This window comes from Fredinandcohnia quinoae (assembly GCF_022427965.1).
Taxonomy (GTDB): Bacteria; Bacillota; Bacilli; order Bacillales; family Bacillaceae_L; genus Ferdinandcohnia; species Ferdinandcohnia quinoae.
This window is the reverse complement of record NZ_JAKTTI010000002.1, coordinates 78047-92808: the sequence shown is the minus strand read 5'-3', so window position 1 is coordinate 92808 and position 14762 is coordinate 78047. Positions and strand designations below refer to the sequence as shown.

The 14762-nt window shown below is 34.7% G+C and carries 13 protein-coding genes and 1 pseudogene; 6 read left to right on the top strand and 8 right to left on the bottom strand.

Translation table 11 applies throughout. The annotated features are described in order from the left end of the window. Positions 1-27 precede the first annotated feature (27 nt). On the top strand, positions 28-567 hold the full coding sequence (locus MJG50_RS02300) for a sigma-70 family RNA polymerase sigma factor (protein WP_240252397.1): 540 nt from the start codon (positions 28-30) through the stop codon (positions 565-567). Then, a complete protein-coding gene (locus MJG50_RS02295) occupies positions 560-1846 on the top strand; it encodes a DUF4179 domain-containing protein (RefSeq protein WP_240252396.1) in 1287 nt (428 codons plus the stop codon). The genes MJG50_RS02300 and MJG50_RS02295 overlap by 8 nt, the downstream gene beginning before the upstream one ends. Before the next feature lie 45 nt (positions 1847-1891). Here the strand turns inward: MJG50_RS02295 and MJG50_RS02290 are convergent, their stop codons facing one another. The 5 genes from MJG50_RS02290 to MJG50_RS02270 all read right to left on the bottom strand — a co-directional run bounded on the left by MJG50_RS02290 (position 1892) and on the right by MJG50_RS02270 (position 7212). Beyond that, complete coding sequence (locus MJG50_RS02290) at positions 1892-3136, bottom strand: multidrug effflux MFS transporter (protein ID WP_431307249.1); 1245 nt, start codon at positions 3134-3136, stop codon at positions 1892-1894. Positions 3137-3257: 121 nt separating this feature from the next. Beyond that, positions 3258-4154 carry a 3-hydroxyacyl-CoA dehydrogenase gene (locus MJG50_RS02285; RefSeq protein WP_240252395.1) on the bottom strand — a complete coding sequence of 299 codons (897 nt, stop codon included), beginning with the start codon at positions 4152-4154 and terminating at the stop codon, positions 3258-3260. 156 nt (positions 4155-4310) lie between these two features. Beyond that, positions 4311-4922, bottom strand: a complete 612-nt coding sequence (locus MJG50_RS02280) for a TetR/AcrR family transcriptional regulator (RefSeq protein ID WP_240252394.1) — start codon at positions 4920-4922, stop codon at positions 4311-4313. Positions 4923-5005: 83 nt separating this feature from the next. Next, entirely contained in the window at positions 5006-5875 is an 870-nt protein-coding gene (locus MJG50_RS02275) for a GNAT family N-acetyltransferase (RefSeq protein WP_240252393.1), read from the bottom strand. Between the two features lie 89 nt (positions 5876-5964). Next, positions 5965-7212, bottom strand: a complete 1248-nt coding sequence (locus MJG50_RS02270; RefSeq protein ID WP_240252392.1) for a GNAT family N-acetyltransferase — start codon at positions 7210-7212, stop codon at positions 5965-5967. 198 nt (positions 7213-7410) lie between these two features. On the opposite strand from MJG50_RS02270, the gene MJG50_RS02265 reads away from it, so the two are divergent. From MJG50_RS02265 to MJG50_RS02250, 4 genes and pseudogenes are all read left to right on the top strand, one after another. Further along, a complete protein-coding gene (locus MJG50_RS02265) occupies positions 7411-7875 on the top strand; it encodes a GNAT family N-acetyltransferase (RefSeq protein WP_240252391.1) in 465 nt (154 codons plus the stop codon). Positions 7876-8003: 128 nt separating this feature from the next. Continuing rightward, a pseudogene (locus MJG50_RS22435) lies at positions 8004-8396 on the top strand (PAS domain-containing protein); the annotation flags it as partial. Positions 8397-8438: 42 nt separating this feature from the next. Continuing rightward, positions 8439-8834: a methyl-accepting chemotaxis protein gene (locus tag MJG50_RS22430; protein WP_240252656.1), complete on the top strand. Its 396-nt coding sequence runs from the start codon at positions 8439-8441 to the stop codon at positions 8832-8834. 91 nt (positions 8835-8925) lie between these two features. Continuing rightward, positions 8926-10059 carry a response regulator gene (locus MJG50_RS02250; protein ID WP_240252390.1) on the top strand — a complete coding sequence of 378 codons (1134 nt, stop codon included), beginning with the start codon at positions 8926-8928 and terminating at the stop codon, positions 10057-10059. Positions 10060-10069: 10 nt separating this feature from the next. On the opposite strand, the gene MJG50_RS02245 is transcribed toward MJG50_RS02250, so the two are convergent. The 3 genes from MJG50_RS02245 to MJG50_RS02235 form a co-directional block, all read right to left on the bottom strand. Next, positions 10070-13174, bottom strand: a complete 3105-nt coding sequence (locus tag MJG50_RS02245; protein WP_240252389.1) for an ATP-binding protein — start codon at positions 13172-13174, stop codon at positions 10070-10072. Positions 13175-13286: 112 nt separating this feature from the next. Continuing rightward, complete coding sequence (locus MJG50_RS02240) at positions 13287-14156, bottom strand: methyl-accepting chemotaxis protein (protein ID WP_240252388.1); 870 nt, start codon at positions 14154-14156, stop codon at positions 13287-13289. Then, positions 14156-14632 carry an MCP four helix bundle domain-containing protein gene (locus MJG50_RS02235; protein ID WP_240252387.1) on the bottom strand — a complete coding sequence of 159 codons (477 nt, stop codon included), beginning with the start codon at positions 14630-14632 and terminating at the stop codon, positions 14156-14158. Before MJG50_RS02235 ends, MJG50_RS02240 begins: the two co-directional genes overlap by 1 nt. Positions 14633-14762: the final 130 nt, after the last annotated feature.

Genomic DNA, 14762 nt, shown 5'->3' with positions numbered 1-14762 from the left:
ACTCATATAGGTGAGAGAGGTGAGGCGATGAATATTGTTCGTTTGGTAAAAAAGGCAAAACGGGGTAATAAGGAAGCATTGCTTCAGTTAATTATGGCAGAAAAGGATGATTATTATAGGCTTGCACTCACCTATTTGGGTAATGAGCACGATGCGATGGATGCAATGGAGGAAATGATTGTTATTTTATATGAAAAAATAAATCAGCTCAAAAAAGAAGAGGCTTTTTATAGTTGGAGTAAGACGATTTTAGTCAATTGCAGTAAAACATTGCTAAGGAAGCAAAAAAGACTAATGTTGGTTGATGAATGGGAATCAACAACTGAGTTTGGTCAGGTGTTATCTAGTGACCCTTATTTAAATAGTGCACACATACTCGATCTTCAAATGTTATTTGTTCATCTAAATGATAATCAAAAAGAGGCCATCCAACTAAAGTATTTTCATGATCTTGACTATGAAACAATCGCATCGATTACTAATGTTTCTGTAGGTACTGTAAAATCAAGGGTCTTTCAAGGTTTAAAAAAGTTAAGAGAATATTATGGAGGTGACGTGGGTGAATAAGGTTGAAAAACAGTTAATGAATGAAAGAGAACGAATAAACTCCATTACTGCACCAGAATATCTCGAAGAACGATTACGAAATGCCCTTGACACAGTCCCAAAAAGGAAGAAACGAGTCTCATCCAGTTGGATGATTGCGGCAGCAGCTCTCCTTTTTATTTCCCTTCTCAGCTATAACTACAATGCATTTGCATTTTACGGAAAAAAGATATTAGGATTTGATGAAGTAATTTTTGGTACAATAAAAGACCTGAATGATAAAGGAATGGGACAATCAATTGAAAGAACTGTGAAATTGTCAGATGGCACAGACTTTACCCTTAACGGAATGATGACAGATGAAAATCAAACTATTTTGTATTACACATTATCGAATCCAAAAGGGATAAATGAAGAAAGTGTAGACCCACTAATATTTTCAAAAATAACTGGATTCTTTACTGATTCAATGGGGGTTTCTGGAACATATATCATTAATGACGAAAAAACAGAAATAAAAGGGATGAAGACCTTTGAACCGATAAGTCCCTTTTCGAAAAAGTTATCATTGCATTATTCTAACGGAAAAGAGGGAATGGCTGGGGATCAGAAAATTACCTTCCCGTACGATCCAAATAAGGCAATGCAAACAGAGGTCAAACAATCTATCAAGACAACGATCAAAGTTGACAGGGGGCAAATTACGTTCAAAACCATTACAGCAACACCATCATCGACTGTCATAAAAGGAACGATGAATGTTAAGAATTTTGATAGGACTTTTCTAGGATTTTCAGGTATTGAATTGCTTGCAAATGGCAAGCCGATTCAAATAATGGGCGGTGGAAATTCATCTTCATTTAATGGGAGTACATTTGATATTCAATATGATGCATTACCAAAGGAATTAGAATCCTTGGAGCTTGTGATAAAGGAATTTGTAGGATATCAAATGCTAGATAAAAAGATTTCTTTATTTGACATGACCGAGGAAGCAATCCCTCTTGAACACGGTTTCCACGTATGGGTTAAAGAAGTTGAACAGACCTCGAAAGGAACAGAAATAACGGTTGCAACAGAGCAGGATGTTATGCTTGATGGGGTATCGATTAAATCAAAAGACGGGGAGATACCTTTAAAAACAACAGTTGGACAAACAGAAGATAATGAATCAGATGGAAGGATAATGAAGATTCGAACCTTGATATTTGATGCGAATGTGAAACCAGAAGCGCTAATTATCAAAGGAATGCACTACAATAAGCAATATAATAAATCAATTAAAATTCCGGTAAACTAATGGATAGGACGGTTCTTCAAGTGAGGAACCGTCCTAAGTTTTATCTTACATCGAATGTTGGCTCGTGATTTTTTCCTTATTCTTATTATTCATGATTGTAAAAAAGGCGATCGCTCCAATATCACAAACAGCAATTACAATTGCCATTGGAACTGCGGTCTGGCTTCCACCTATTCCAACTAAAGGTGCTGCGATCGCTCCAAAAATAAATGGTAATAACCCTAGTAATGCAGCAGCACTACCAGCTGTTTCTCCTTGTTTTTGCATTGCCAAGGAAAATGAGGTTGTCCCTACAATTCCAACACTCGATACAACTAGGAAAAGTGCAGGAATGACGAATATGATTCCTAATCCAATTAGGACTACGATAAGTAAGAGGGCTCCACCAAAAGCAGCCATCCATAATCCAAAAAAGAACATTTTTATATCCGCAACTTTTCCTGCAAGGCGACCCGTAATCTGTGAAGCGATAATAATACCAACTCCATTTATTGCAAAAATAACACTGAACATCTGTGGTGATACACCGAATATATCTTGTAAAACAAATGGTGAACCAGAAATATAGGCAAACATTGCGGCAGATATTAAGCCTTGTGTAAAGGCAAAACTCATGAACTCTTTATCCATAACTAACGTTTTAAAAGTTAATAATGTATGCTTAAGGTCACCGCTGGATCTACGGTTTGTAGGTAATGTCTCTGGAAGCCAAAAAGTAACTGCAAACCACATCAGTAGTCCAATCACAAAAAGGACTATAAAAACACCACGCCATGTTACAAAATGCAAAAGTTGTCCACCCACAATTGGTGCAAGAATTGGTGCAGCACCATTTACGAGCATCAATAATGCAAAAAACTTAGTCAATTCCGTGCCTGAATACATATCTCGAACAGAAGCACGTGCAATGACAATTCCAGCAGCGCCAGAAGCACCTTGAAGTAATCGTAAGAAGATAAGAATCCAAATCGATGGACTGAATGCACATAGCAATGAGGCAATTGAGTAAATCACAAGCGCAATAATGAGTGGCTTTCTTCGGCCTTTACTATCGCTTAATGGTCCTACAAATAGCTGACCTAGCGCAAGCCCAACTAGGCAAGCAGTTAAACTTAATTGTGCTACTGACGTACTTGTATGCAATTCATCTGTTAACCGTGGCAAGCCAGGCAAATACATATCAATTGATAAAGGTCCGAAAGCGGTAAGTGAACCTAATATAAAGGCCAACCAAAACCGTTTCGATTTACTTTTTTTCATTAATTCTAAATCTTTATCTTTAATCCCCATCCCTCACTTTTTCCCTTCCTATTAATTTCTAATTAATCATAACTTACTATTGGTTAATGTGAAATGAAAAAGACGGTTCGTCCACTTCAAAGAAGCGAAGAAACCGTCCTTTTATTCTACTTTATTTTAAGAAATCTGGGTTCATGAAGCTAGGATTCGGATACGTATAAAATCCTTCACCAGTTGCACGTCCAAGTTTTCCTTTGTCAATGTACTCTGTCTTTAATAGGTCTGCAACTTTTTGAGCCAATTCATTACCGGTCGCATCTGCCTTAGCTTTTGTAATATTATAAGCAGTTGTGATTCCTACAACATCCAAAATAGCAAATGGTCCTAGGGGTGCTCCTGTACCTACCATCCAAGTTTTATCAATTGTTTCAGGATCTGCAATTTCCTTTACCAAAAGGGACTGAGCGGCATCTAATAAAGGAACTAATAGAGAGTTTAAAATATAGCCTGGTTGCTCTTTATGTAAAGGTAAAGCTACCATTCCAATTGCTTTAGCGAATTCAATTACTTCATTAAACACTTTCATATCTGTTCCAGGGTGCTTCATTATTTCTGCCGTATTATTTTTCCAAATTTCATTCGCAAAATGTAATGCTAAAAATTTCTCAGGTCTGCCAGTTGCTTCTGCAAATTGACTTGGTAATAATGTTGATGAGTTTGTAGCGAAAATAGTCTTTTCGGGTGCTACTTTCCCCAATTCATTATAAAAATCTGTCTTTATCTTTACTACTTCTGGAATTGCTTCAATGATAAGATCAGCATCTGCTACTGCTTTTGCTAAATCACTATTAAATGAAATACGATTATAAGCTGAATTAACCTCTGCCTCTGTAGCTCCTAAATCCTTTTGATAATGAGGCTTCAATTTTTGAATTCTTTCTTTTGCATTTTCCAATGCATCATTATTAATATCGTACACTGTTACATTGAATCCTTTAAAAGCCGTTTGGTATGCAATTTGGCTTCCTAAAACACCACTTCCGGCAACCGTAACATTCTTGAAGTTCATTGTGAAAGTCTCCTTTTATTGTGTAGTAACTACTAGATGTTCCCCTTACATCATCCTATTTTATTCTTTCAATTGAGATTGTCAATTATTCTGACTCCCAGTGTGGCATGGAGAATGTTCGTCTACTTCATTAAAGGAAGTTGCTAGTGCATACCATTATACTTTTAATCGATTGATAAACATGTTTTTCATTTCATTTAAGACTTCATTTTGAGGGTAACCTTTATATACGAATTGGGAGGTAACTCCATCAATCAATGACCAAAATAAATCAGCCATTAATTTAGGATTAAGATCACTTTTAAATTCACCTGAGTATTGTCCCTCTTTAATAATATCCTCGATAAATTCCAAGAAGTATTTTTGTTTTCTTTGATTTAATTTATTATTTAACTCTTCATGCCGAAATGAATAAAGCCTAAATTCATAATGAACGATCGTTTTAGATAGATCCTCAATGTTTATGCCATCACCCTTATCATATAGATCAAATAAGAAGATTATTTTTTCTAGGGCAGAATTAAAAATAAGAATGGACTCTTTTAAGGAGTTATAAGTCTGTTCGGTACTTTCCCTCATTAGCTCTAAGTAAATTTCATCCTTACTATTAAAATAATTATATATAGCACCCTTGCTCATTCCGGAATGCTCAACAATATCATTCATTGTAGCAACCTGGAAACCTTTCTTAGCAAAACAAGCATGGGCGCTTTCTAATATTTCTCTTTTTTTCTTCTCCTTATGGTCTTCAGAGACAATTGGAGCCATTTAAATCCCTCCCAAATACAATAACCATCTTAGTTAAGCTACATTCTACAGAAGGAAGCCAACGATGTATCCCTACATATTGCTCATAGTTGCCTAATCATGAATACCTGTTTTGCGATTGCTTGAAATCCCAACTCTATAAGAATCTGATAAGTTAATCTGGAATTACTTACTGGGAGATTAGGGATTACTTTTGTTGTCTTTTCATTTCCAAAGATATGATTTAGCATAAATTTAATAATGTCATTTGAATCCTCTCTATCAGGATCCGAAGTGCACTGAAATAGTACAGTTTTTTCGTGAACCCCATTTTTATCAAACACTTTACGATAATAGGCATAACCTACAACTCTTTTGTTATCTATTACGGTTATGGCTTCACTTTCTTTTGCACTTTGCCACTGTGTTTGCCAGGGATTCATGCTGTTATAAAAGGGAATATTTGCGATTGATTGTGTGGGTATGAAGCTTAATGTATATGCATTATGAGCGACGTCAAAATTAGTATGAGAGTTCTCCTTTATCTCTAAATACTCTAGTTGATCAACGATTTTATAGCCTAATTTTTCATACAAAGAGATGGCCTTTGTATTAGTGCTTATTGCTTCTAATGTAGCAATTTCTACCCCTTCTTCTTTATACACTTCAATTGATTTCTCAATAAGGGCTTTTCCAATTCCATGCCTTCTGTAGGATGTTGCTATTCCTGTTCCACCATTCCAGGCAATTTTTTTGCCATTAATAGTGCGTATACCATTTAATACAATACCAATTGGTTGACCGTCCCGGTAAGCCACCACAGATAGAGTAGGGGATAAACTTTCTGCTACTAACCTGTTAATAAAGTTTTCTACTGTCGTAGTTGCATCAAAATAATACCCCTTAAAACCATCATTCCAAGCCTTTACCCCATCATTTAAACTGCACTCAGATAATCTTTTAATTTCGATCATTTACATTCATCCTTTTCTATTTGATAGGCACTTTTCTCAAACATTGTTGCTTTTTTAAGTAAACAGCCATTTGATATTAGGAATAGTCACTAAAAAGCGGTTAAACAGAATGGACGCTCGTGATTTCTAAATAATTCATTAAACCTTCCTAAATATGCCGGTTCCGAAATCTTTAGTTTTCCATATTGATAGAGTCTATTGGGGTCAATTACCCCCATAAACAAAGAAGAAAAGTAAGCCACATCTAACGTAATTTCAAATTCAAACTTTTCAATTTCAGGAAATGATAACTTTCCTCTATCTACCTGAATAATCAATGAAGTTGTTTCCTCATATAAAGAATCAACGACCGTTAATTTGAACAGACATGACTGATTATTAAAGTTAAAACCATTCATATTTTCAAGGAACTTCCTTACTTGAATAATTCTGTACATCACTCCTGTCCCAGATGTATTCGTTTCATGGTAAACACTTGGAATAAGGTGATCAGTGCCATTTCTAGCATCTTGAACAAGAAAATCAAGACTATCATCCTGAGTATTAATGATGACCCGTCGAATTTGATCAGCTTGATTTTGAAGGAAACCACATATTTTCATGAGAGATGTTGGGGTTTCAGTGATAAGCTCTTTCACAACGATATTATTTATTAAGAAATTATCCACGCTTTTCTCAAAGTTAAAAACTAAATAGGCTTCTAATTGATTATTGTAGAAATAGCCAATTACCTTGTTGTCAGGGTTTTTAAAGATATTATTTAAGTCAAAGTCGGTTTTCAAAAACAAGCCATGTTTAGTTAAGGCATACCTGTTGTAACATGCTAAAATTTGTTGCTGATCAGATGGCTGTAAAAACCTTACACCTTCTTTGGAATCAGCCTTTGGAAAGCTAGATGGCTCAACTTGGTATTGATTTATCTTTGTCCCAGGTCCAAATCCCATCTTTTTATAAAACTCAGGATTAAAGGGATACAGGGAAACTAAGGTGACATCTCTTTCTCGGAAATATTCAATAAAGAAACAAATAAGGTCTTTTGCCACTTTTTCTTTCTTATGGATTAAATCAACTGCAACTAGTCCTACACCACCGATATTCACTATTTTTGAAAACAAATTCATTTGATAATAGTGAACCCTCATACCTCCAACTAGTTTGTCTCCTAGAAATAAGCCGAACAGGTCGATAGAATCTTCTTGTTCTTGAATAAAGAGCAAATTACTTACAAATCGTTCTCTAAATTCTTTTGTATTTTGTGTGGTTCCAGGGTATGCATTAATTGCAATATCAGCAAATAAAGGGATTTCGTCAGTTGATAATTTTCTAATCGAACGCATCATTTTCGCCCCCATTACATTCAAAATAAACCGGTTGGTCTATTTTATTTTACAATTAGGTTTAAGAAAATTCAATCTACTTTTTTTCTTTGTTGGGATATGAAGTAATTTTTTTAAAAGTGGGGAATTGCATAAATCCTTCACTCCAAATAATATAATAATGTATATAAAAATTTCCCTTGGAAGAGAGTTGGAAGTGTGTGTCTTACATTAAAAGACGTAAATCATTCAAATTGGCGTGATGTAGCTGCATTAAGGGTTGCGGAGGAACAGGTTCCTTTTATTGAAAGCAATTCATATTCCATTGCCCAGTCTATGTTTGAACCTAATTGGAAGATGGTAGCATTATATGATGGTGAGTTATTAGTGGGCTTTGCAATGTATGGAGTTTCAAAAGAGGATCAATCAGTTTGGTTGGATCGATTTATGATTGATGTTTCTTTTCAAGGAAAGGGATATGCCAAGAGATTTGTAGAAATTATTATTAATCAAATCAAGAAAATATATCAATGTGACGAACTGTACCTAAGTGTCGTCATGGAAAATAATGCAGCTATTTCTCTATATGAAAAAGTGGGCTTTAAATTCACAGGAGAAATTGATGATACCGAGGTTATCATAGGAAATGTAATGAAGCTTGAGCTTAATAATTATAATCAATGATTGAGTAGATTAAAGAAGGCTTCCAGTTAGGGAGCCTTCTTTGTGTTGTAGAGAAAATGTAGAGTTCTGTATGTCATAATAATTCAAACATATTTTAAATTACTTAGATATACACAAGGGAGCTAGCAATGGTGAATGATACTTCAAAATTAAATAAGAATACACAGGTATTGGATACAATTGATCTAATATCAGGATTTGAATCAAATTTAGCAATGATTGAATTTAATACGGGTGGAGAAGTCATTTGGGTAAATGAGAACTTTGCACAGACATTAGGATATCAACCAGATGAAATGGTTAACATGACGCATAAACAATTCTGTACATCAGAATATAGAAACAGTCAAGATTATATAGAGTTATGGGAAAATCTTAGAAAGGGTAAGAAATATCAAGAAAAGATTCAACGGGTTGGAAAACGTGGGAACTTACTATGGCTTGAAGCTACGTACATCCCAATTCACGATAAAGAAGGAAATGTGAATGCGATAGTAAAAATTGCGACAGATATAACAGAAAGGGAAAATCGAACACTTAACTTTATTTCACAATTGAAGGAGATGCCAGAAGAACTTGTTGAAATAGTTTTGGCTAATTCTAATGACAGCATCCAAGCACTTCAAGAATTAAGTAGGCAAACTGATTTAATAAGTGAAGTGGCTAAACTTATCCATCATATTTCTGCACAAACGAATATATTGGCTTTAAATGCAACAATTGAAGCTGCACGTGCGGGAGAACATGGAAGAGGGTTCAAGGTTGTTGCCGATGAAGTAAGGAAATTAGCTAACAAAGTAGATGATGCTATTAAAAAAGTGAATATTAGTGTAGACCATATTACAAACGATGTAAATATGGTAAACATGATAACTAGTAATTTACAAGAGAAAGTGAAAAAAACTGAATCGGAATTTATTAAAACAATGAAAGAATTCGAAATGGTTATTGCGCATTAACAATCTAGTTTGAGTGCTTGATATTGAGCCCTTCCCAGAGAAATGTGATAGACTATTCATTATGAATGGATAAATACAAAGGGGAGCCAGTATGAAGGCTATCATAATTGATGATGAGAGTTTAGCATTAAATTATATGGAGCATCAACTTATAAATATAGATGATATTGAGATAGTTGGAAAGTATACAGACCCAATCGCAGGTAAGGACATAATCGAACATAATGAAGTCGATATTGTATTCCTAGATATTCATATCCCGGAAATGAATGGGATTGAATTAGCTGAAATACTATTGGAAACCAAGCCGGAGTTATATATTGTTTTTGTAACAGCATATGATGATTACGCGATTAAAGCATTTGAATTAAATGCGCTTGATTACATTTTGAAGCCTGTTCGTAAAGAGCGATTACAAAAAACAATACAACGGATTAAACATATGAATAACACCTCAAAATCATTGCCACAAGAAATAAACACCTTGCACATGAAAATGTTTCAACAAGTGACGATACTAAATCATCAAAAAACAATTATTCCACTTAATTGGCGGACAACAAAGGTGCAGCAATTATTCTTACATCTAGTCCACAATAGAGGGAAGATTACTAGTAAATCGGAACTTATCGAGTTACTTTGGCCAGAATATGAGCTTAAAAAAGCGTATGCACAATTATATACTGCAATCTATCATGTTAGAAAAACGCTTGAATCAATAGGAAATCATTTCAAACTAACAAATATAAATGATGGATATCTTTTGGAGTTAGTAGATATTATCATAGATGTAGAAACATTTGAACAGTTTATTACATCAGCACCGCCATTATCACCTGGAACAATCAGTGATCATGAAAAGGCGATGGAGCTGTATGTCGGGGATTATTTAGAAGGCTTAGATTACTTATGGGCTGAGAGTGAACGTTACAGACTACATTTTCTTTGGATTAGCCATTCATTTAAAATGGTTTACTGGTATCATACAAACCATGATCCTGACAAAGCAATAAAACGATGTTTGGATATTTGCAACCGATATCCACTTGTAGAGGAAGCTTATTTTTCACTTATGAAAATATTCGCTTCAATGGGAAATAACCATTCATCTGTACATTTTCATTATCTGCGATTGAGTGATGTATTAATGGAAGAACTAAATGAAAAGCCGAGCCCCACAATTACAGAGTGGTATAATAAATGGAAAATGGAAAATAAGGAATGAACTTTTTTGTTCATTCCTTATTTGGGATTCGGAAACTAACAATGGTTCCATTACCAGGCGTACTATGAATGTTTAAGCCTTTACCATAAAGCTGTTTGAGTCGGCGGTTAATATTTTGCAGAGCCACTCCAGAGTTCGTGTTGGATTGATTTCGTCTAATAAATAGTTGTTCTAAGTTATTCTCCGTCATGCCTATTCCGTCATCGATAATTGAGACTTCAACATATTCTGCTAGCTCTTTAATTTGAATACATATGTTTCCTCCACTTGCACGCTTTAAAATCCCATGTTTAACTGCATTTTCAACAAGTGGTTGAATCGATAGAGGAGGTATCGTTAGATCTATATTGTCATCAATTTCCCATTCGATTTTTAAGCGATCACCAAACCGTTCTCCTTCAATATACAAATAAGATCGAACAAGGGAAAGCTCGTGTTCAAGTGAAACGACAGGCTCTGAGTTTTTAAAATCAAAGCTTAAGCGTAGATAATCACTGAACTCTTCTAGTAGTAATTGCATCTTAACCGTATCTGTCATTCCAAGTGCAGCAATTGAATTTAATGTGTTAAATAGAAAATGTGGTTGAATTTGTGATTGTAGCCATGCACTTTCCATTTGTAATCGTTCTTCTATAGATATTTTTATTTGTGTTAATGCTTGAACCCTAGCCTTCAATTCCATTGAATCTACGGGTTTCCTAACATAATCATTGGCACCAACTTGGAATCCTGATAAGATATCCTCTGCCCTTGTCCGTGCGGTTAATAGTAGCACAGGTAATTCGGCAATAGAATATCGTTCGCGAATGATTCTAGTTAACTCATAACCTGAGATAGTAGGCATCATAACATCTGAAATGACAAGGTCATATTGTTCATGTTCAAGCTTAGCGACAGCCTGTGTTCCACTTGTTACAGCCGTGATTTCATATTTTTCTGACTCAAGAATTTGAATGAGGACATTTAAATTTATAACATCATCATCAACTGCCAAAATCTTAATTCCTTTTCCTGCAATTGAACGATTGGTATTTGAAATTTGGTGTACATAATTGATAGATGCAGCAGTTTGTTCTATTCCTTCGTTATGCAAGGTGACAGGATCTTTTACTACATCTTCAATGCTATTATCAAACAATGGAATGGTGAACGAAAAAATAGAACCCTTTCCTTTTGTCGATTGAGCTGATAGTATGCCGCCATGTAGTTCAACTAATTGCTTGCAGAGACTTAGTCCCAGTCCAAATCCTCCGCTTTCTCTTATTTCATTCGTATCAGCCTGTTGATAAGGGAGAAAAACTCTGTTGAGTTCCTTTTCGCTTATACCAATACCAGTATCCTCTACTTCGATTTTAACCATACTGTTTATAATAGAGGCTCGAATTGTTATGGTTCCTTCATCAGTGAATTTCACTGCATTATGAATCAAATTAAATAATATTTGAATTAATCTTTTCTCGTCAGCTTTAACAGGAGGAAAGGTATCATCTATCGTATGGTGTAAATAAATTGGTTTTCCTTCAACCATTAGCCTTGCCATATCAAGAACTCCAGTTACAACAGCCTGTAATTGAACCTTCTTTGGGTGCAGTCGAATCATTTTTTCTTTCAGTCTAGTAACATCAAGTAAATCATTCAGCATTAATGACATCCGATTACTAACGTTTAACAATATATGTAGACGTTCTGAGTGATTTTTATTAGGGGGATCTCCCTGGTCATCCAAAATGGCTTGGATGATATTAATGATGCCATGTAAAGGATTTCTCAATTCATGAGATGTATTAATTAAAAATTCATCTTTACGTTTATCTTCAATTTGTAATCGTTCAGCAAGTTCATTAGCCTCAGCAGACACTCTGAAAAAGCGTTTGAACCAAAAAATAGTAAATGCAAGAATTGCAATCATAAGATCAAAGGGATAATGCGGCATCCCGACAAATGATAGCCTAGAAATAACCATCACCCATATAAGGTTCACACCTATGCTTATACATCCCAATAACGGGAAAATGATATCACTTATTTTCGAAATGGCCTTTCGAAGAATTATTGTCGAAATAAAAATGGAACTAACTAATGCTGTACTGAGTAAAACCTTTGCAGCTTGCATGTTGTACTCGGAGGGCGCAATTAAAACGAATAAAGAATAAAGGATACAATATAAGGAAAAAAATCTAACAATTTTTTTATAAGGATGATTAGGATACAGACTATTAATAACAGATGGAATAAACGCACTGACTCCGATATATGTCAAATAACCTATCTTAATCTTCCATTCAAAATTAATTGTAAATAATCGATATAATAACTTATCATCAGCAACTAGTACACTGAAGGTTGCACAAATGAGCAGCAAAGAGAAATATAGTAGACCTTTTTTTGGCTTTGGACCGATGAAGTATAAAATAATTGCATATAAACTGTGAAGAAAGAATACTACACAAAGAAATAACTGCAAACCAATAGAGAGAATGTCCCGATGATTAATTGCTTCAATTGAACCAAAACGTATCGGTTTAATGATACCCCCATCTTTTCTGTCACTTGAGGCATGGATAAGTATTTCAATTTCATTGTGATTTGGTTTGAACTTCATTGAATAAGGATTGTAATTAGTCAGATGTGGGTTACTCTCAATTTCACTTTGTTTAATCCCCCCAATATGTTCACCATTCACATATACGCTAGAAGCTTCTTTTACTTTTTCAATTCGTAATCCTAATGTTTGTGTCGTATTGTCATCAAGTAATATCCGAAGTCTGTAGGTTCCAAAGTAATTGGAGGAATCAGACTTTTTATCAAATGCATGTTTCCACGCATTCGGTGTTTGTAAAAGAAGCTTCTTATTTTTGGGTTTTGAGCTATCTGAAGCAAGTTGATTGGGTTTAAGAAAAACGGACGGATAAAATTCCCATTCTCCGTTTAAGGTGAGTGTCTGATTGTTAGATAGCTTCATTCCTTGTAAATCGAGTACCCCATTAACTACTGGAGGATTATTGTCATAATCAAACTTAGTTAAAAAATTCATCCATACTAAGCGAATAGATGTGATCGCAATAAGAAAGGTAATAATAAGTAGGATCCATTTTTTTCTTTTTAGTAATTTCATAGATTTAACTATCCTCGTCAAATTTCAATGTATTTGTATACTATTCATACTAGCATGATTGAGAGAAAAAGAAAGAGCCCAATTCCTTTTAGAAACTGGACTCAATAAATTACTAAAGTTTAAAATTACGAACCATTTGTTGAAGTTCCTCAGCCATTTGTGAAAGTGAGTTTGCAGATGCTGTTATTTCCTCCATTGAAGCAAGTTGTTCCTCTGCACCGGCTGCAACATTCTGTGAATTACTAGAGGCATCATTAGCACTGTTGGCTATTTCCATGATGGTGGACATCATTTGATTAACACTTGCAGATATTTGCTCTGCAGCAGATGCTACTTCCTCAGATTGTTTTGATACATCAATGGATGAATCTAGAATTTTTCTAAAAGATTCTCCTGTTTCATTAATTAGGGTAAGCCCAGTTTCTACCTCTGTCGTACATGTTTCCATCGAAGCAACAGCACTCGTGGTACTACTTTGAATTCCGTGAATAAGTTGTGTAATTTGTTCTGCCGAACGATTTGATTCTTCAGCTAGCTTTCTGACTTCATCCGCTACGACCGCAAATCCTTTTCCATGTTCTCCGGCTCTTGCTGCCTCAATTGCTGCATTCAGTGCTAATAAATTTGTTTGCTCAGAAATTCCCGAGATAACTGCTACTATTTTTTCAATTTCAGAGGAACGAGCACTTAACTCTTTGATAATAGATGAAGAAGAAATAACAGTCTCATTAATCGAACCCATTTGAGTAATCGTATTTTTTAAGGCGAAATTACCTTTCTCTGATTCTACCTTTGTTGTATTAGAATGCTCGGAAACAAGTGAGATTGATGTTGCAATATTAGTAATCCCTTTCTCCACTTCTTCCATAGAAACCACTGCATTTTTTATTCCTTTTACGGAAGTTTCAGCACCAATTGCTAGATGGTTACTAGACTCTGCAATATGTTCTGAAGCCCTGCTCGTTTCTTCTGAGCTTGCCATTAATTGTTCAGATGATGAAGCAACATGATCAGATGATTCACCTCATAAGCTTCCGTATTTTGATTTTTCATTGCATAATCAATAATTTTATCTTGTGTTTCTTTGTATTGTGAAGCAAGTTCAGTGATACTATTTAGTAATTTTAATTCATCAGGATTATCTGTTTGATAGGACTTCCGATGCTGCTGGTTATCTTTAACGATTTCTTCCATTTTACTTAGAAGCTCTTGGTTCCGTGCTTGATCCGTATTTACCATTAATTCAACTAATGCTGTTTGGATATATTGGGTGTTTGTTTTTAATGATGTCACTGTTTCAATTGGTTTAAGTTTATTAACATACATATCGTCTAGTTTTTTTCCTGTACTAATTAGCTGTGTAAATCCTAGGGATCCTACTACTAAAAGACTCAATAATGTTACGACTAAAAGCAGAATGAATTTTTGCGTGATTTTGAGATTTCTTATCCATTTCATTGATGTTGTGCTCCTTTTATGTTTTATGGATCTTTTGCTATGTGTCATAAAACTATTAATATAATCATATTATCGGTTGCTAAAAAGAAATTTTAACTATATGTAAGGTAGAAATAGTTTTAAATAAAAA